Origin of the sequence: Aeromonas sp. D3 (assembly GCF_027705025.1) — a bacterium.
Lineage (GTDB): Bacteria > Pseudomonadota > Gammaproteobacteria > Enterobacterales > Aeromonadaceae > Aeromonas > Aeromonas salmonicida.
The window spans coordinates 1-19,772 of the sequence record NZ_JAPDBE010000034.1 but is presented as its reverse complement, the minus strand read 5'-3'; the positions used below and the strand labels follow the sequence as shown (position 1 = coordinate 19,772).

12 protein-coding genes and 1 pseudogene are annotated in these 19,772 nt (G+C 58.4%); 12 read left to right on the top strand and 1 reads right to left on the bottom strand.

The genetic code is table 11. From position 1 onward, the window contains the following. Position 1 precedes the first annotated feature (1 nt). The 12 genes from tssK to OKC28_RS17195 all read left to right on the top strand — a co-directional run bounded on the left by tssK (position 2) and on the right by OKC28_RS17195 (position 19,465). A complete protein-coding gene (tssK, locus tag OKC28_RS17250) occupies positions 2-1,336 on the top strand; it encodes a type VI secretion system baseplate subunit TssK (protein WP_256688177.1) in 1,335 nt (444 codons plus the stop codon). A 23-nt stretch (positions 1,337-1,359) separates the two neighbouring features. Continuing rightward, a complete protein-coding gene (icmH, locus tag OKC28_RS17245; protein WP_181455262.1) occupies positions 1,360-2,139 on the top strand; it encodes a type IVB secretion system protein IcmH/DotU in 780 nt (259 codons plus the stop codon). Between the two features lie 21 nt (positions 2,140-2,160). Next, a complete protein-coding gene (tssH, locus tag OKC28_RS17240) occupies positions 2,161-4,803 on the top strand; it encodes a type VI secretion system ATPase TssH (protein ID WP_256688178.1) in 2,643 nt (880 codons plus the stop codon). 2 nt (positions 4,804-4,805) lie between these two features. Beyond that, positions 4,806-6,344 (top strand): sigma-54 interaction domain-containing protein, encoded by a 1,539-nt coding sequence (locus tag OKC28_RS17235; protein WP_256688179.1) that lies wholly within the window; start codon positions 4,806-4,808, stop codon positions 6,342-6,344. Then, positions 6,344-6,949, top strand: a complete 606-nt coding sequence (vasI, locus tag OKC28_RS17230) for a type VI secretion system-associated protein VasI (protein ID WP_256688180.1) — start codon at positions 6,344-6,346, stop codon at positions 6,947-6,949. Before OKC28_RS17235 ends, vasI begins: the two co-directional genes overlap by 1 nt. An 8-nt stretch (positions 6,950-6,957) precedes the next feature. Continuing rightward, positions 6,958-8,403 (top strand): type VI secretion system protein TssA, encoded by a 1,446-nt coding sequence (gene tssA / locus OKC28_RS17225; RefSeq protein ID WP_256688181.1) that lies wholly within the window; start codon positions 6,958-6,960, stop codon positions 8,401-8,403. A gap of 41 nt (positions 8,404-8,444) precedes the next feature. Further along, on the top strand, positions 8,445-11,942 hold the full coding sequence (tssM, locus tag OKC28_RS17220; RefSeq protein ID WP_256688182.1) for a type VI secretion system membrane subunit TssM: 3,498 nt from the start codon (positions 8,445-8,447) through the stop codon (positions 11,940-11,942). A gap of 44 nt (positions 11,943-11,986) precedes the next feature. Then, positions 11,987-13,423, top strand: a complete 1,437-nt coding sequence (locus OKC28_RS17215; RefSeq protein ID WP_265458241.1) for a VasL domain-containing protein — start codon at positions 11,987-11,989, stop codon at positions 13,421-13,423. 291 nt (positions 13,424-13,714) lie between these two features. Then, positions 13,715-14,002: a type VI secretion system PAAR protein gene (locus OKC28_RS17210; RefSeq protein WP_111588344.1), complete on the top strand. Its 288-nt coding sequence runs from the start codon at positions 13,715-13,717 to the stop codon at positions 14,000-14,002. A gap of 11 nt (positions 14,003-14,013) precedes the next feature. Next, complete coding sequence (gene tssI, locus OKC28_RS17205) at positions 14,014-16,059, top strand: type VI secretion system Vgr family protein (protein WP_270690539.1); 2,046 nt, start codon at positions 14,014-14,016, stop codon at positions 16,057-16,059. 9 nt (positions 16,060-16,068) lie between these two features. Continuing rightward, the gene (locus tag OKC28_RS17200; protein ID WP_270690536.1) at positions 16,069-18,660 is read left to right on the top strand and encodes a hypothetical protein; all 2,592 of its coding nucleotides are present in this window, start codon (positions 16,069-16,071) and stop codon (positions 18,658-18,660) included. Next, the gene (locus OKC28_RS17195; protein ID WP_270690534.1) at positions 18,653-19,465 is read left to right on the top strand and encodes a hypothetical protein; all 813 of its coding nucleotides are present in this window, start codon (positions 18,653-18,655) and stop codon (positions 19,463-19,465) included. The genes OKC28_RS17200 and OKC28_RS17195 overlap by 8 nt, the downstream gene beginning before the upstream one ends. A 178-nt stretch (positions 19,466-19,643) precedes the next feature. On the opposite strand, the pseudogene OKC28_RS17190 reads toward OKC28_RS17195, so the two are convergent. Continuing rightward, positions 19,644-19,772: pseudogene (locus tag OKC28_RS17190) on the bottom strand (IS5/IS1182 family transposase); the annotation flags it as partial.

The following is a 19,772-nucleotide window of genomic DNA, read 5'->3' as shown; positions in this document are numbered from 1 at the left end:
CATGTCGAGTCGAAATCGGGTTATCTGGCGTGAGGGGCTCTTCATCAAGCCCCAGCACTTCCAGCAACAACAAAGACATTCAGAGTATGCGCTGCACGCCAGACTGAGTGCGCTCAGCGACTATTTCTATGGCTTGCAGTCGCTGGCCATCAACGAGGACTACCTGGGGTTTGGCCGTATCGCCCTGGTAGGTGCCACCGGCATACTGCCCGATGGCACCGTCTTCAATATTCCCAATGACGATGTGCTGCCGGCGCCCCTGGAAATTACCGACGCCTCGGTCGCCAACCAGAAGGTGTACCTGGCATTGCCGCTCTCGGTGAACGGGGTCAACGAAGTCAATCAGGGCGGCCAGGTCGCGACCCGCTTGCAGGCCCATCGCCACGATGTGCGCGACCTGCACAGCGAAGGGGGGGATGTTGTCTCCCTGGAAGTGGGGCGAGTCAGCCTGCGGCTGATGCTGGAGCGCGAAGATCGCAGCGCCTATGCCTCGCTCGCCATCGCTCGCATTCTGGACAAGCGTCCGGACGGTGGTCTGGTGCTGGATCCCAACTTCATGCCCTGCAGCATCAGCGTCTCTGCCATCCCGACCCTCAAGCGCTTCCTCGGCGAGTCGGCTGGCCTCGTGGCCGAGCGGGCTCGCAGCCTCTCCCAGCGTATCGCCACCCCCGGTCAGCAGGGAGTCGCCGATGTGGCCGAGTTCATGATGTTGCAACTGCTCAACCGCGCTCAGCCCCAGCTTTCCCATCTGGCGCGTCTTGGCACCCTGCATCCGGAGCGGTTGCACGAGGCCCTGGTGCAGATCTGTGGCGAGCTGATGACCTTCACCGATGAGTCCCGTCTGCCGCCCGAGTTTCCTGCCTATCGTCACGACGATCAGCAGGTGAGTTTCGAGCCGGTGATGCTGGCCCTGCGTCAGGCACTGAGCACAGTGCTGTCGCCGCGGGCTGTCTCCATCCAGCTGCGCAAGCACCAGTACGGCGTCATGGTGGCCATGGTCAACGAGAGCGAGCTGATGCAAAGCGCCGACTTCGTGCTGGCGGTGCGTGCCCGCATGCCCCAGGAGCAGCTGCGCAAGCAACTGCTGCAGCAGACCAAGGTTGCCTCCAGCGACAAGATCCGCGAGCTCATCAGCCTGCAGCTGCCCGGCATTCCGTTGTTGCCGCTGCCGGTGGCGCCGCGCCAGCTGCCCTATCACGCCGGTTACAGCTACTTCCAGCTCGATCGGCAAAGCCCGGCCTGGCAGATGCTGGCGGTCAGCAACACGCTCGCCTTCCACATTGCCGGTGATTTCCCCGAGCTCGACATGCAGCTCTGGGCCATTCGCAGCCAGTGATCGCATCAAGGAAACAAGCAGAGATGACCACGGACATTATCAAGAACGAGCAACTCAGCGATCTGCTGTTCGATCATGCCGAGCAGCTGGACATGGACTCGGACTACTGGTTCCGCCTGCGCGGCCAGAGCATCAACCCCATGATAGATGCGGTAACCCCCTTGCTGGGGCTGGTGCAGCGGGTGCGCCTGCTGTCGCGCTACGACCGGGTGCCGGAGCTCTATCAGCGGGTGGTGACCGAGATCCAGGCCATAGAGCAGGAGCTGATGGCCCAGGGCTACGAGAACGGTGTGGTGTTGTCGTTTCGCTACATCCTCTGCACCTTCATCGACGAGGCCGTAATGGGTCGCGACTGGGGTAGCCAGAGCGAATGGTCGGAACACTCCTTGCTGACGCGCTTTCACAACGAGACCTGGGGCGGGGAGAAGGTATTCGTGCTGCTTGCCCGTCTGCAGGAAGATCCGGTGCGTTATCGCGATATCCTGGAATTCATCTATCTGTGCCTGTGTCTCGGTTTCGAGGGGCGCTACAAGGTGATGAGCAAGGGGCGGGACGAGTTCGAGCGCATCGTCAAACAGTTGCATAAGCAGCTGGCCCCCGAGACAAGCGGTGAAGCCCCCAGCGTCTTTCACCTCGACCTCGGTCGTCAGGCTTCCCGTTACAGACTGCGCAAGCAGATTTCCCTGCGCAGCCTGTTCATGGGGGGCGCGCTGATCCTGGCCATTATCTTTGGCCTCTATCATCACCAACTCAATAACCAGACCCAGGACGTACTGCGTCAACTGGGCGAATTATTAAAATAATTATTCTGAGGAGAGCACGCCTTGATTCGTATAGAGCTACCCGTACTGGTGGAAAGACTCAACCCCATCTGTCGTCACATGCTGGAGGAGGCTGCGGCCCTCTGCGTCAACCATCAGGGGGCGGAGATCCGCATCGAGCACCTGCTGCTCAAGATGCTGGATACTCCCTTGTCTGATGTACGCCAGATCCTCAAGCGGGCCGACGTCGGGGTCGACGAGCTCAAAACCCTGCTCCAGCCTGCCGGTGCAGACAGTGGTTATGCCCAGGGTTACCCCTCCTTCTCGCCGCTCCTGGTGGAGTGGTTGCAAGACAGCTGGCTGCTGGCTTCCGCCGAGCTGCAGCACGCCCAATTGCGCAGCGGCGTCATGCTGCTGGTGCTCTTGATGACTCCCCAGCGTTACCTGCCAGGCTCTGTGACCCGGCTGCTGGCCAACGTCAACCGCGAGCTGTTGCGCCAGCAGTTTGACGAGTGGGTGAAAGAGTCCGCCGAGACCCAAGTTACGGTTTCTACAAACGGCACCTCAACTCAGGCCGCCCTGCCAGCCGATGCCAGCCTGCTGGCCCGCTTTACTATCAACGTGACCGAGCAGGCACGCCAGGGCCGTCTGGACCCGGTTTTGTGTCGGGATCACGAAATCGATCTCATGATCGACATCCTGTCGCGGCGCCGCAAGAACAACCCCATAGTCGTGGGGGAGGCAGGTGTCGGCAAGAGCGCACTCATAGAGGGATTGGCGCTGCGCATCGTGGCGGGTCAGGTGCCTGAAAAATTGCGCGAGGTGGAGCTGATGACGCTCGACCTTGGTGCCATGCAGGCCGGTGCTTCGGTCAAGGGGGAGTTCGAGAAGCGCTTCAAGGGGGTAATGCAGGAGGTCAAGGAGGCGGTGCGTCCTGTCATCCTCTTTATCGATGAGGCCCACACCCTGATCGGGGCTGGCAATCAGGCCGGTGGGCTGGATGTCTCCAACCTCATCAAGCCGGCGCTGGCCCGGGGCGAGCTGCGCACCATAGCCGCCACTACCTGGGGCGAGTACAAGAAATACGTGGAGAAAGATGCCGCCCTCTCGCGCCGCTTCCAGCTGGTGAAGGTGGGCGAGCCCAATGCCGATGAGGCTACCGTGATCCTGCGCGGCCTGCGCAGCATCTACGAGAAGGCCCATGGTGTGCTGATCGACGAAGAGGCGCTGCAAGCGGCCGCCCAGCTTTCCGCCCGTTACATCTCCGGCCGTCAGTTGCCGGACAAGGCGATCGACGTGCTCGACACTGCCTGTGCCCGGGTGGCCATCAACCTGACTACGCCGCCGCGTGCCGTCAGCCATCTGCAAAACGCATTGCGTCAGCGTGAGCTGGAGATCCGCCAGCTGGAGCGCCAGAGCCTGATCGGGCTGGGTGACAACACAGAGCGACTGGCCGAGCTGCAGTCTGCCCAGCAGACCAGCCGTGATGCCCTGCGCGAGCAGGAAGCCAAGTGGCAGCAACAACAGGGGCTGGTGCATAAGATTGTCGAGCTGCGCGCCGCCCTGTTGGCCGATCAGCAGGATGAGATGCTGACCAGAGAGGCGCTGGATCTCGCCGATGCGCCGCTGGATCCGCAAGCGGCCGCCGAGCAGTTGGCCGGGCTTGAGCGCGAGCTGGCCGAGCTGCAACAGGGTGAGGTGCTGGTCTCGGCCCATGTCGACAAAACCCAGGTGGCGGCCGTGATCGCCGAGTGGACCGGGGTGCCCCTCAATCGCATCTCCCAGGGGGAGCTGGACGTGGTGACCCGGCTGCCGGAGTACCTGGGCGAGCTGATCAAGGGGCAGGATGTGGCGGTAGCCCATCTGCACAAACATCTGCTCACCGCCCGCGCCGACCTGCGCCGCCCGGGCCGTCCGCTGGGGGCCTTCCTGCTGGTGGGACCGAGCGGGGTCGGCAAGACCGAAACCGTGCTGCAGATTGCCGAGCTGATGTTTGGCGGTCGCCAGTATCTGACCACCATCAACATGTCCGAGTACCAGGAGAAGCACACAGTCTCCCGCCTCATTGGTTCGCCTCCCGGCTATGTCGGCTTTGGCGAAGGGGGCGTGCTGACCGAAGCCATTCGTCAGAAGCCCTATTCGGTGGTGCTGCTGGACGAGGTGGAGAAGGCCCATCCTGACGTGCTCAACCTCTTCTATCAGGCGTTCGACAAGGGCGAGCTAGCGGATGGGGAAGGGCGCATCATCGACTGCAAGAACGTGGTCTTCTTCCTCACCTCCAACCTCGGCTTCCAGACCATAGTCGATCATGCCGAGCAGCCCGAAGTTCTGCTGGATGCGCTCTATCCCGAGCTGGCCGCCTTCTTCAAGCCAGCCCTGCTGGCACGGATGGAGGTGATCCCCTATCTGCCGCTGGGTCACGACACCCTGGTGCAGATTGTGGGCGGCAAACTCAACCGACTGGTCAAGCTGCTCAAGGAGCGTTTCGGTGCCGAGGTGGTGCTGGAGGATGAGGTGGCCGAGGAGATATTGCGCCGCGCCAATCGCAGCGAGAACGGGGCCCGCATGCTGGAATCCGTCATCGACGGTGCCCTGCTGCCGCCAGTCTCCCTGCAACTGCTGCAGCGCCTCTCGGCCGGTGAGCCCATCAAGCGGGTGCGTTTCTCTGTGAGCGAGCGCCAGTTCGTGGCCGAGGTGGAGGGCTGAACATGGAACAAGCCCTCGCATTTGCCCTCGCCTTGACCCAGCAGCGTGATGAGCAGCACCTGTGTCACTGGTGGACCTCGACCCTCAATGCCAGCTTTCAGCCCAAGGGGATACTGCTGGGCATGCTGGATGTGAGCGGGCGCCAGCTCGAATGCAGCGGCTGGGTCAAGGGGCAGGCGGTGTCGCTGGCGCTGGCGGTGGATGATTTTTCCCATCCGCTCGCCTATGTGCTGCACAAGGCGCAGTCCCGCACCTGGGACTCCCTGCACGGCGGCGCCCGCATCGAGCATGCCGCGTTTCGCACCCTGCTGGCCAACCTGGGTCAGCAGTGCGGCCTGCATGCCTTTCCCCTTAATGATGGCAATGGCAAGCCATTCGCCGTGCTGGCCATGATGGACAGCGGTGAGGTGCTGCAAGAGTGGGCGGCCCGCCCTGAGCTTGCCCAGTTGTCACAGGTGTTCTGCAACCAGCTGACCCTTATCCGTGATCTGGGGCTTAGCCGCCGGGATCAGAGCGTGCTGCGCGACTCCTTGCGCCAGATGAAGGGGGAGGGAGAGCGCCAGCGCCAGCATGAGAAGCTGCTGGGCGATCAGTTGATCGGCCAGTCGGCGGTGATCCGCGGGCTGCGCGAGCAGATAAGCCTGGCGGGCCAGCACAAGCTGACCGTGCTCATTCAGGGAGAGACCGGCAGCGGCAAGGAGGTGGTCGCCCGGCTGGTGCACCAGTGCTCGGATCGCGCCGCCAAGCCGTTCGTGGCCATCAACTGCGCCGCCATTCCGGAGAACCTCATCGAGAGCGAGCTGTTCGGTTACCAGAAAGGAGCCTTCTCCGGCGCGCTGTCCAACAAGACAGGGCTGGTGGCCCAGGCCAACGGCGGCACCCTGTTTCTGGATGAAGTGGGCGACATGCCCGCCGCCATGCAGGCCAAGCTGCTGCGGGTGCTTGAGACTCGCAGTTACCGGCCGCTCGGGGCAGAGCAGGAGTGCCACTCCGATTTTCGCCTCATCGCCGCGACCCATCAGCCGCTCACCCGCCATGTGGAGGAGGGGCAGTTCCGGGCCGATCTCTATCACCGCCTCTGCCAGTGTCTGCTGCTCATCGCCCCCCTGCGGGAACACATGGATGACATCCCCCTGCTGTGCCAGCACTTCATGGCCCAGTTTGCCGCCCAGGATGGCAAGACCCTGGCGGGGTTGCAGCGCAAGTTCTTGAAGCAGCTGCAAAGTTATGACTTCCCCGGCAACGTGCGCGAGCTGCGCAATCTGCTGGAGGTCGCCTGTGCCCACACCCGTCACGGGGAAGAGGTGGTGCTGGAGGCGCTGCCCCCCGAGCTGCGCGAGCGGGTCTGCGTCGAGTTGCCCGGTTCCATGGATGATTACAACCACATTCGGGATCTGCGCCGGGCCATGCAGCAGTATGAGGCTTCCGTCATCGAGGCGCGTCTGCGCTACTTCCAGGGCAATCGCATGCTGGTGGCCGAGAGCCTGAATATTCCCAAGCGCACCCTGGATCACAAGTGCCAGAAACTGGAGGTGAACTGATGAGCGCCCTTGGCCTATTGCCCCTGTTGCTGGCGACCGGCAGCACATTACCCCCACAAGACATGGCCAGTTTGCAGGCGTGTCGCCGCGAGCCATCGCCGCTGATCCGGCTGGCCTGCTACGACGCCATTGGCAATGGCCTCGCCCAGACGAGCGAGGGTGGCGCCTCCAAGTCTGCCGCCTGGCAGGCCATCTGGGCACAGGAGCAGGCCCGTACGCCAGAGAGTGTTCCCTTCCTGCTGCAAAGCGATGCTGGGCGTGGCAGCGAAACCCTCACTCGCCCAGCCTTGCGCGGGGCGACCCTGGCCATAGGCTGTGTCGACAGCATTACCCATATCCGGTTAAGGCTTGATGCTCCCTGGGTTGGTGAGCGGGTACAGATTGAACTGGATGGCCAGCCCAGCCGCAACGCCCAGAGCTGGTTTATCCGGGATCAGGGCCTGCTGCTGGAATATGGCCGTGGCTTGCCTGCCATCGAGGAGCTCAAGCGCTGGATAGGTCATCGCGAGCTGCAGGTGAAGGCCGACAACGGCGCCTTGCTCCGGGTCGATCTCAGCGGTTTGAAAGAGGCGCTGCAGCCCCTGCGCCAACAGTGTCGTTGGTAGGGGGCGCCATGAGCTATCAACACCCCTGGTGTGCCCGCTTGCTCACCAGTTTGCCGGAAGAGCAGATCAAAGGTGCCGTGCTGGCCGACGAGCCGCGCTGGGATTACGTGGAGACTGAGCTGGTCAAGCTGGGCTCTCTGGCCCACAGCCAGGTGGATCTCAATGCGGTGGCCGAAGCCTGCCTTGGCTTGCTGGAGAGCCGCACCAAGGACATGCGGGTGCTGGCCCAGCTGCTGCGCTGCCTGCAACATCCGGCCAAGGCGACCCCTCTGGGGGCTGCGCTCAGCTTGCTGGAGTCCTGGATCCGGGCCTACTGGCTGCAAGCCTGGCCCGGTAATACCAGCCAGAAACAGCGGCTGATGGTGCAGATCGTCAAACGCTTTGAAGGGGCTCTGCCGCGAGTGAGCGAGAGCGCCTCGCCGGCTGAACTGGCCCAGCTGCTGGCCCAGGCCGAGCAGCTGGAGGCTGGCTGGCTGGCCCAGTGCCCGGACAAGGGCGAGCTGCTCGATCCCTTGTTGATGGGGCTGAAACGGGCTCAGCGCCAGCAGGTTGCCCAGGCCCAGGCAGATGCCGGTGGCCAACCTTCAAGCAGCACTGTTGCAGCCACAGCCAGTGCGAGCGGCATGTCGGGAACCATGGTGCTCAGTGGCAGCAGCAAGGGCTCCGGAGTCGAGATTGACAGCTCCAACGATCGTGCCTGGCGCCAGACCCAGCTCAAGGTGGCCGAGTTGCTTATCGAGCGCCAGCCGGAAGCGGCGGTGGGCTATCGTCTGCGTCGCCACGCCATCTGGGCCGGGATCACCACGCCACCCATGACGGCTCAGGGCAATAAAACCCAGCTGGCCCCCATGTCGGTGGACATGGTGGATGAGTACCGCGCCGCTCTGGCCACACTGGAGCGGTCCGCGCCGGATCTGGCGCTCTGGCAGCGGATCGAACAGAGCCTGACCCTGGCGCCCTACTGGTTCGAGGGGCATCGGCTCTCGGCCGAAGTGGCCCATAAGCTGGGGTTTGGCACCGTTGCCCAGGCCATAGCGCAGGAACTGGATGGTTTCTTGCAGCGTCTGCCGGCGCTGCGGGATCTCACCTTCAGCGATGGCAGTCCTTTCCTGTCACCCGAGTGCAGCCGCTGGTTGCAGCCCGCCAAGGTGGGTGGTGCAGGTGGGGACGGGGAGTCCAGTCTGGCCGAAGAGGTTGCCCTGCGTCATGGGGAGCTGGGGGTGGCTGCGGCCCTCACCCTGCTCGATGAAAGGATGGCGCAGTTGAAAGAGCCAAGAGCCCGCTTCCATGCCCAGTTGGTGCAGGCGGAGCTGTTGGCGCAGGAAGGCATGAATTCGCTGGCTAGCCAGCACTATCAACACTTGTGGCAAGAGGCAAGTCGCCTGGGATTGGCGCAATGGGAGCCCGGGCTGGTCAGTCGCCTGGAAAGCCATGCGGCCCCGTTGTCGAAATAAGTGCCGAAATGAGTCATTGAGTCGGAGTTGGATCACATTTTATGTTCAAAACCATCTTTACTTTTCTGCGGCAACAGCTGCCGAAATTGAAACCCTCCTGGCCCCTGCTCGGCGTGGTGCTCTGGGGACTTGCCCTCATTCTGGTGTGGTGGCTGGGTCCTCGCCTCGAGATCCGCGGCGCCAAACCGTTCGAGCCGCTGTGGGGGCGGGTGGTATTCACCCTGCTCTGGCTCTGGCTGATGCTGGGGATCCTCTCCTGGCGGGTGTGGCGCAAGATGCAGCAACTCAAGGCCGAGCGTCAGCATGAAACCGTGCTGGTGCAGGATCCGGTGAAAGGGCTCATCGACAAGCAGGCGTTGTTTCTCAATCGCTGGTTGCAGGCCCTTGGCGAACACCTGGGCAAGGGGGCGCTCTACGCCATGCCCTGGTATCTGGTGCTGGGTCTACCCGGCAGCGGCAAGAGCAGCCTGATCCACAGAGCCAATCCGGCCAACAAGCTCAACCCCAGACTCGATACCGAGCTCAGGGACGTGGCGCAGGAGCAGCTGATCGATTGCTGGCTGGGGGAGCAGGCGGTGATGCTGGATCCCGCCGGTGAGCTCTTGTCTCAATCCGAGCCGGAACTCGATCCTCTGGCGCGCAAGCACGAGCGGCTCTGGCTGCACCTGCTGAACTGGCTTTCCGAACACCGCCGCCGCCAGCCCCTCAACGGCCTGGTGCTGACCGTGGATCTGGCCTGGCTCTCCGGCGCCAGCGTGGCCGAACGCAAGGCTTATGCCCAGCTGATGCGTTCTCGCCTGCAAGAGGTGTCGGCCACCATGAATACCCGGTTGCCGCTCTATGTCACTTTTACCAAGCTCGATCTGCTGCGCGGTTTCGATGTGGTGTATGAGCAGCTCGACAAGGAGGCCCGCGAGGCCGTGCTGGGGGTGACCTTCAACCCGGCCGACAGCCGTGGAAAATCCTGGCAGCAGGATCTGGCCCTGTTCTGGGATCAGTGGGTGGACAACCTCAACCAGAACCTGCCCGAACTGATGCTGGCACGACTCGATGCCACCCAGCGCAACGCGCTTTTCTCGTTCGTGCGTCAGTTGGCGGGGCTGAAGGATTATGTGACTGCGCTGCTCGATGAGACGCTGCAAATTGAGGAGAGCAAGCCACTGCTGGTGCGCGGCGTCTATATCAGCTCCGTCTATCAGCAAGGGGTGCCGTTCGATGCGTTTGCCCAGGCGGCCTCCCGCCGCTACAACCTGCCAGAGCCCATTCACTCGGCCCTGCGCGGGGAGTCCAATACCTATTTCGTGCGCAAGTTGTTCTCCTCCATCATCTTCCCCGAGGCCCACCTGGCCGGGGAGAACCGGCTGCATACCCTCTATCGCCGCCGGCGCATGGCTATCGGCCTCAGCTGTCTGTCACTCTTTTCGGCGGCCCTGATCGGCGGTTGGCACTACTTCTATCGGGTCAACGAAGAAGCCGGTCGCAACGTGTTGACCAAGGCACAAGCCTTCATGGAGACCAACGAGGTCGTCGATGAGCATGCCTTCGGTGTGAGTCAGTTGCCGCGTCTGAACCTCATCCGCGAGGCGACCCTCGCCTTTGGCAACTACCGCGAACGCACGCCGCTGGTGGCGGATCTGGGTCTCTATCAGGGGGACGAAATCGGTCCTCATGTGGAAGGCTCTTATCTACAACTGCTGGGTCAGCGCTTTTTGCCAGCCCAGATGCAGGGGCTGCTGGAGGATCTCAATCAGGCGCCGGCCGGCAGCGAGGAGAAGCTCTCCATACTGCGGGTGATGCGGATGCTGGATGATGCCTCCGGTCGCAACAAGGAGCTGGTGGAGCAGTACATGGCAAGCCGCTGGCAGCGCGCCTTCCCGGGGCAGGGCCCTGTGCAGGAGCAACTGATGGGGCACCTGGATTACGCCCTCGATCATACCGACTGGCATGGTGCTAGGGCTGAACGTGATCAGGCCGCCATCATCGCCTTCGCACCGTTCAAGGAGCCTGTCTACGGCGCCCAGCGCGAGCTTGGCAAGTTGCCCATGTATCAGCGGGTCTATCAGAACCTGGTGGTGAAGGCGAATGACGTATTGCCGCCGGATCTCAACGTACGTGACGAAGTGGGGCCAACCTTTGACACCGTCTTTGCCCTGCGCAGTGACAATGCAGGGCAAGTGCCACGCCTGTTGACCTGGCCCGGTTTCAACGACTTCTTCCTCAAGCAGGACAAGGCGTTGATTGATCTCACCGCCATGGATGCCTGGGTGCTGGGTCAGCGCAGGCTGAGTCAATTGAGCGAGGCCGATCGCAAGGAGATCGGTCGTCAGGTCAATGACCGTTATGTCACCGATTACGTCAACCAGTGGCAAAAACTGCTGACCAATCTGGACGTGCAGACCCTTGAAAGCCCGGAGCAGGCACTGGACGTGCTCTCTGCCATTACCGGCAACGATCAGCCGTTCCAGCGGGTACTGGCTTCGTTGGATGACAACACCCGGATCCGCAAGATATCGGATGTGGAAGGGGATCCGGCGCAGGCCATCACGGCCCGCATCGGCCGTCCCTTCATGGCGACCAATGCCGCCCTTGGCGGTCGTGGCGAGCAGGGGCCGCTTATCCAGGAGGTCAATCAGAAGCTGGTGGAGCTGCAGCACTACCTGGAACTCATCGTCAACGCCACCGAGCCGGGCCAGTCCGCCCTCAAGGCGGTGCAGCTGCGTCTGACCAACAAGTACGCCGATCCCGTGTTCGCCCTGCAGCAATATGCCCGCAGCCTGCCGGCCCCGCTGGATCGCTGGGTGGGTCAGCTCTCCGAGCAGAGCTCTCGTCTGGTGATCGACTTGGCCATGTCGTCCCTTAATCGAGAGTGGCAGGACAAGGTACTGGCACCGTTCAACAGCCAGCTGGCCGGTCGTTATCCGTTTGATCCGGGCTCAACCAAGGATGTGCCGCTGTCCGAGATGGAGCGCTTCTTCGCGCCGGGTGGCACCCTGGACAGCTTCTATCAGGTCAACCTCAAGCCCATGGTGGAGAGTGGCCTGATGGAGGGTGAGTTCAGCTCGCCTATCCAGACCGAGCTGGTGAAACAGCTGGATAGAGCCGCTCGTATCCGCCAGATCTTCTTCACCCAGCAGGGCAACCTGGAGGTGCAGTTCGCCTTCGAGCCCATAGAGCTCACCGCCAACAAGCGGCGCAGCGTGCTGAACCTGGACGGTCAGTTGCTGGAGTATGCCCATGGCCGTCGTACCAAGGTGCCGTTGGTGTGGCCAAACACCATGCGTGACGGTGCCGAGAGCAAGATCACCCTGGTGCCGGCAGCCAGGGAACGTTCACCGCGCAGCGAAGGCTTCGTCGGCCCTTGGGCCATGTTCCGACTGATGGACAAGGGAGAGCTGACCCAGGTCAATGAGGCCACCTTCGATGTGCGCTTCCCGGTGGATCAGGGTTCCATGACCTATCGCGTCTATACCGATAGCGCGCAAAATCCCTTCACCGGCGGCCTGTTCAGTCAGTTCAGATTGCCTGAGTCTCTCTATTGATAAAGTGGGGGCACTGTGTGCCCTCTCAAGCTTTGGAAGCCGATATGTCACAGAATCAACAAGGTCAGCAGGCGCTGAAAGTGGGGCGAGATCCCCGCATGTTGCCGGAGTACGAGGCGCTGCGCAGCGAGATCAACAAACTCAGCCATGCCTCCCGCCCCGAGGTGGACTGGCTCAAGATCCATCGGCTCGCCAGCCTTATCTTTGAAAAGCACGGGGTGGACCTGCAGACCGCCATCTACTTCACCCTGGCGCGGTCGCGCCTGCAAGGGCTGAACGGCTTTACCGAAGGGTGCGAGTTTCTGGCCAACCTGATAGTGACCCAGTGGGAGAGCTTTTGGCCACCAGTGCATCAGGAGCGAGCCCGTATCGAAATGCTGGACTGGTTCATTGCCCGCATCAGCGACGTGATCCGCCAGTACCAGATCAGCCACGAAGACAAGCGCCTCGTCTATCGCTGCGAGCGAGCGTTGCAGCTTATCAGCGAGAAGCTGCACAACGTGGGCTTGAGCCGCATTCCCCGGGTCGAAAATCTGGTGCACTTCATCGAGGGGTATACCCATCTGTTCGACGAGACCGAGATCGTCATCGTCTCCGATGAGCCCGGTCTCAAAGAGGAGCTGCAGATCCCGCCCATGGTGTTCTTCAAGTCCGACATGGAGCACGACAGCCCTTCTTCTTCAGTGTCCTCTTCCAGCACGCCACACCTGCCCCAGGGCAGCATACTGATTGGTCGCGAGAAGGGGCAGGTCAAACCCACAGTGCTCAAGATTGAACCTCACCGCAAGCAGCGCCCTGCCTGGTTCTGGTTTGGCTGCGGTTTGCTCAGTTGTGCCCTGCCAGTGATGAGCTGGCTGGGTTGGCAGCATCTGCAGCAGGAGAAAGCCGTGGCTGCCCAGCGCTTGCAGCAACCGGCCGCCGAGTTGCCACGGGCTCTCAGTTATGACGATATCCGCCAAGCGCGCATCGTACTGGGCGAACAGACCCTGCAAGGCATGGAAAGCGAGCTGGTGTCCCGTTATCAAGCCCAGCTGGGACGGCTTGAGCAGACCTCGCCGCTCTACTGGTATCGCTATGGGGAAGGGCTGCGCAACTCGCTGCAGATGCTCTATCCCGACTCGCTGGCGGTCAAGGCGCTGGACAAGCAGTGGCAGACGGCGTTGGCAGGTCAACAGGGGGATGTGATCAGCGTACCGACCTATCTGGATGCTCGCGCCGGTGTCGATGCCTTGCTCGATCAGCTGCTGGAGCTGGAGCGCCAGCGCAAGACGGTGACTATCTCCTATCTCAAGTCCCAGCTCTATGAGGTGCAGAAAAACCTGATGCAGGATATACCGTTCAGTCTGCGCCTGAGCGAACTGGAGGCGAGAAAGGCATCCCAGGAGCCCGTCACGGCAGCCGAATTGAAGAGTCTGGAAAATGACCTGAAAGCACTCAACATCCGCCTCTACCAGTTGCAGCAGAGCAGCGCAGGTAGTTGATCATGCTGCACTGAGCAACAAGTTGCGTACCTTATGGTGTGTTCGACTGTCAACGCAATCTCTGGCCTGGCGATCCCCCTGTCTTGCGCAAACTATTGCAGCAGCCCCTGTCAGCCTTGTGGTACATGAAGCTAATAGACTGATTTAAAACAGTATTATTGGCGTCTTTGTCATGGCACAAAGGCTGCTGGGTAGCCACCCCAAGTGTATCTGAGCCCATGGTCACGACGGTGAGCACGAGGCATGGCGGGAGTCCCTCGGGTGGCTCCCTTGCCCATACGGAGAGTTCATATGTGTCCCTCTATTGCATTGCTCGGTGACATAGGCACCGACCACGATGGTTTTCACCCATCCCCAGTGATTGCCGCGAGCCCGGACGTCTTTCTCGACGGCAAGCCGGTGGCCCGTCAGGGCGATCCGCTGGCGCCCCATGACAAGCCCAATAATCCCCCCCATCCGCGCAGCATCTCGGGTGGCGTCGGCACCGTTCTGGTCAACGGCAAGCCCATCGCCGTGACCGGTACCGCCATCGGTTGCGGTGGCGTTGTGATTGGCTCGGGCAGCGGACAGGCAGGATAAGGAACAGCGTTATGGCAGACAGCACAGGATTACAATTTACCGTCAAGGTAGGGGCGCTGCCCGAGAGCACTTTCGTGGTGGCCGAGTTTGCGCTGGAAGAGGCGCTGAATAGCCCGTTCCAGTTGCGATTGGAATTGGCCAGCCCCCAGCAGGATGTCGACTTTGCCGATGTGCTGGACCAGCCGTGTGAGCTCCTGGTGTGGTACAACGGCGAGTTGCAGCGGCGGGTGTGTGGTGTGGTCAGTGACTTTGCGCAAGGTGACAGCGGCTTTCGCCGTACCCGCTACCAGTTGCTGGTGCAGCCAGCGTTGTGGCGGCTTTCGCTACGCCAGAACTCCCGCATCTTCCAGGCACAGAAGCCCGATGAAATCCTCTCCATCCTGCTGCAAGAGCACGGCATTACCGATTACGCCTTTGCCCTCAAGAATGAGCACGCCAAGCGGGAATACTGCGTGCAGTACCGGGAAACCGACCTTGATTTCGTCAACCGGCTCGCCGCCGAAGAGGGGCTCTTCTATTTTCATGAATTCGACGCGGGTAAACACCGCATCGTGTTTGCCGACGATGCGGCGGCGCTGACCGCCGGCCCCGAGCTCTTTTTCAATCTCGGCAACCGCTCGTTGGAACAAGGCCCCTATGTACGCCAGTTCCACTACCGGGAAGCGGTGCGCCCCTCTGATGTGGAGCTCAAGGACTACAGCTTCAAAACCCCAGCCTACGGTCTCTCCCACAAGAAGGTGGGCAGCGAACTGGAGCATCAGCGCGACACTTATCAGCACTTTGACTACCCGGGCCGTTACAAGCAGGACGGCAGCGGCAAAGCGTTTGCCCAGCACAGGCTCGATGCGCTGCGCAATGACGCAGTGGCGGGCAGCGGCAAATCCAACAGTGCAGCCCTGCTGCCAGGCCAGTTTTTTTCGCTGACCGAGCATCCGAACGGCAGTCTGAATACCGACTGGCAAATCGTGCGCATCAGCCACACCGGTTTGCAGCCCCAGGCGCTGGAAGAGGAGGGGGGCAGCGGCCCGACTGTCTACCACAACGAGTTTGGGGTGGTCAAAGCTGCGACCACTTGGCGTGCCCGGATTGGCAGCCCACAAGCCCCTCACAAGCCCATGGTGGACGGCCCGCAAATTGCCATCGTGGTGGGCCCCGAGGGGGAAGAGATTTACTGCGACGAACACGGCCGGGTGAAGCTGCAATTCCCGTGGGACAGATATGGCAGCTCCAACGACCAGAGTTCCTGCTGGGTGCGGGTGAGCCAGGGTTGGGCGGGTGGCCAGTACGGCATGATGGCCATTCCGCGCATCGGCCACGAGGTCATCGTCTCTTTCCTGGAAGGGGACCCCGACCAGCCTATCGTCACCGGTCGCACCTTCCACGCCACCAATTGGCCGCCCTACGAGTTGCCTGCCAACAAGACCCGTACCGTGCTGCGTACCGAAACCCATCAGGGTGAGGGCTTCAACGAACTGCGTTTCGAAGACCAGGCAGGGCAGGAAGAGATTTACATCCACGGTCAGAAAGACCTGAACGTACTCATCGAAAATGATGCGGCCTGGCACATCAAGCATGATGAGCATAGGGATATCGACAATGAGCGAGTCACCCGCATCAAGGCCAACGACCATTTGAGCGTGGAGGGGGAGAAGCGGGACCATATCAAGGGTGACCTGTCGCTGACCGTCGATGCCTCCATGCACCAGAAACTGGGCCAGTCCCTCCTAGTGGAGGCGGGCCAGGAGGTGCATATCAAGGTAGGCGACAAGCTGGTGCTGGAGGCGGGATCTGAGATCACCCTCAAGAGGGGCGGCAGCTTTGTGAAGGTTGACCCGAGCGGCATCAAGCTGGTCGGCCCCGCCATCAAGCTCAACGCAGGCGGCAGCGCAGGATCAGGTTCCGGCTGGGGTTGCAAGGCTCCCGTGGTGCCCAAGGGGGTAGAAGTGGTCAAGGCTCCCGAGCTGGTTGAGCTGGTCAAAGCGATCGCCACCGAGAAGGCGATGGAGGCACTCTTGAAAGAAGAGAAGCCTGGCGCGTTCTACCTCTTTTCTGAATAAGGAAACAGCATGAAGTTTGCATTTCCCATCCTCACAGCCAAAGGGGAAGAGTTCAAGGACGTCAAGGCGCTAACGGAGCTGATAAATGGCGAGCAATCGGGTCACTATCTACTTGGCAACCACAACAAGTGGCATGGCGGCATTCATATCAGCGACAAGAGTGCCCCTTGGTGCAAGGATAAGTATCCCGTCAGAGCCATTGCCGATGGTAAGGTGGTGGCATTCCGGATGATGAAGGATTACTTGACCTCTGAATATCAGGGTGAGTCCCTACGTTATTCCAACTGCTTCTGCCTGGTACAGCACGAATATTGTGAAATAAATGCAGAAACTAAAGCGAAAAACGAGTTCACCTTCTATTCGCTGTATATGCATCTGCTGCCTTGGGATAAGTACCAAAGCGCCGAAAAGCTGGTGCTGCAAAAGGGTTGGAATGCGCGCAATTCCGTTCCCCATGCCAATCCCGATGCCGAGCAGCAGCGTGTTGATGCCGCTTTGCCCCGTTTCACGTTGCCCAAAGATACCGAACTGGAGATGGACAGCAGTGCGCCATCCCAGAAGGGGAATGTCGGGGGCAAGGAGTATGATTTCATCAAGGTGATTATCAAGAGCAAGCTTTCCAATGCCCAGATAAAAGAGGCCGAGAAGGCCGGCGTATTAGTCAGTGAGGGAAGCTCGGTTTGGATCGCCAATAGCCCAGATGCCGTCGAGGTGATCAAGCCCAATGTGCCTACTTGGCTATTCGATCAGATAGAGGCTGAACTGCTGACCAATATGGTTGGTCGTGCGGATCCTGTTCTTAATGGACCTACAGGTCGTCTGATGGCGGGAGACAGAAGTGTATCTCTGCCTGCGAACACCAAGTTGCAGTATGATGCCCACCAACTCGAATTCCATTGGATTGGTGACAAAGCACGCAAGATGGCGAGATGCAACTATGTGATGCCGAATATTGAGGGGACGCCAGGTAGCTGCGGTGTCGCCTGGGTGTGCGTCGAGGATGAATTTATCAAGGCAAATACGCTTCCCCCCTCCCATCTCGGCGAGCTATATGTGTTGCCATCCCCCGTGGCCATCGCGGCGGGGGAGACCATAGGTTACCTCGGTCTGGTGGAAACGCCGGGCTCTCTGATGGGAGGCAAAAAGAGCAAGCATCAAGTCCATCTTGAGGTGTTCACCCAGGATCCTCGGCTTGACGACGTGCTGGCCAACAAGGCGGGAACAAAAGGTGGCGCTACCTATGCCAAGGTCCCTGCGGAACTCGTCTTGTACGAGAAGAAAAAGCAGGACGGTAAAGATCTCTGGGCGGCGACCGGTGACAAGAGTCTGGAAGAGCTGGTTGAATCACCCAAGCTTGAAAAAGACGCCACCAAGCAGGAGTGGGTCTGTGTCTCGTCAGGAAAATATGTCAAAAAAGAGCAAATCGAGCTGTTGAGTCAGCATGACTGGCTGAAAATTGGTTTCAAGAAGGTCGATGGTACTGGCTCAGATGGTTATCTGGATCCAGATGCGCCTCCTACATTCTTTACCAAGCTGGTAAAAAGCTTTGATACAGATAGCAATGGTGAACTCAGCAGTGAAGAGATCCAGGCTGCACTACAAAATAGCGGTAATGCCGATCAACTTCACAAACTCATCGTCAAGCATCCCAGCGAATGGTATGAACAATCCTCTGCCAGCAGTTATCTATGGCTGGATAAGTTGATGGCCAAAGTTGGCTTGCCCGATTTTGACCAACTGGTTGATCACGAAAAACAGCGGATCGATAAGCTGGAGTGGATGCAGAGTGCAGCGAAGCTAAAGCTTGATAAGGAGGTTTGGCATATTCAGCCATTAACATTCTCACGGCTAAATGGCAATCAGTGTTTGTGTGGTCGAGATATTGAACTGAAACATTTAGAAAGTGCAATCGAAGGGAAGGCTTCAGTGGAAAGTTTGTTTTCACGGTCTTCATATGCTGGTGTTACGAGTATTTCTGCAGATGTCTTCCTCAAAGAGCTTAATTCGGCCATGAATTTTTATGGTGTTTCAACATGCCTTGATAAAATGCATTTTTTGGCTCAATGCCTTGTTGAAGCTGACTTTTTTAGAACAACGGAAGAATATAAGAATAAAGACGGCACCACTCCATCTAAATGGGACGAATATGGTGGTGGAAGTTTCTATCATGGTCGAGGACTAATACAGGTAACACATAAAAAAAATTACGAGAAATATTTAGCATCAATTGATTTGTTGCCTATCAATAGTGATAAGGTCGAAATGCTTGCCAGTAAAATCCATCATGCTGTGTACTCTGCTGTGTGGTATTGGGTTTCTGGCTCGGCATGGGGCGATATAAGAGGTTTCACTAAAAATAACGATTTCTTGAAAGTAACTATTGCTGTAAATGGTGGTTTTAATCATGTAAAAGAGCGAAATGAGTCACTGCTGAGATTAAGCAAGAGCATAGATTGTAGTAATGTAGATTTTTCCAAATTGAAATTTTCAAAATTTGAGTTTTCTGAAAGTGCTCTTAAAGACTCTAAATGGTATAGCGCGTATAAAGATGGTTCAATGGTTAGGAAAGCGAATCAAGATCTGGAGTCTGTTAATGAATAATCCTTCTCTCTTTTTTTTGTTGACTATTTGTGGTCTTGTACCTTCATGGGTATACGCTATTGAAGGCTGTTCAGATGAGATAGTTCACCAAGTTGAAACTAAAATTGAAAACGGTGAACCGATTAGCATACTTTCTATAAAATATAATGGGGAGGTAGAATCATTCACGGTACCCTTTATATCGGAAAATAGTTCATGTAAAAAAGTAAGCGGTAATGGAATTATAAAAATTTCAGTTGTTGCGGATAGGCCTAAAGTGAGTGCGATATATTATTTTGATATTGCTGGGAAATTTAATTATATAGGTAGTGCATCTATATTTACAAGCACTGGTGAGGAGCGAGTAAGTGGTATTGGTGAGATAAATAAAGGTAATGATATTACTAAGGTAAATTTGGAAGGAGTGGCAAATGAAGATTCTGCCATCATAAGTAAAATAATAGATGTCCCATATGTTCATGTAAACAGTGAAGTGCCTTACTTATACAGTAAAATGCGATATATTGAGATAGATGGACTATCAGAAAGCACCGGAAGCAAAATTTGTGACAGTGGAGATCGCGTTTTTTATTATTGTAAGACCACGTCAGGGCGTTATTTGAATTTATGTTACTCTCCATTTTCAGGAGATATAACTTATGCTTATGGTAAGCAGAAAAAAGAAATATCTCTTAACGACTACTCCTTAGTTGGGGATAGGTTTATTTTCAAAAATAAAAATACTAGCTACAATGTATCTCCTGAAAAGGGAGAGATTTCAGTCACACAGAATGGAAAAGAACTGGCTGTTATTTCATGCACATGAAGTTCCATGTAAATTATTTTTCGTGACACCGGTTTAAGGCCGGTGTCTTTATAAAAAGGTGTACAGATCTAGGGAAAGTGCGAACAAGTATCCCACGAACAAAAAATGAAAATTTTAGTCATTTAATATCAATGGGTTACCAGTAAATGCTCTCGTGCCATATGACTTATTCGCACCTTCCCTTGTATCTGGCTTTCACGAAGCCGAACTGTCGCTTGATGATGCGAAACGGGTGCTCCACCTTGGCCCGGATGCTGGCTTTCATGTATTCGATGTTGATGGCCGTTTTGTTCTTGCGTGGATGCTG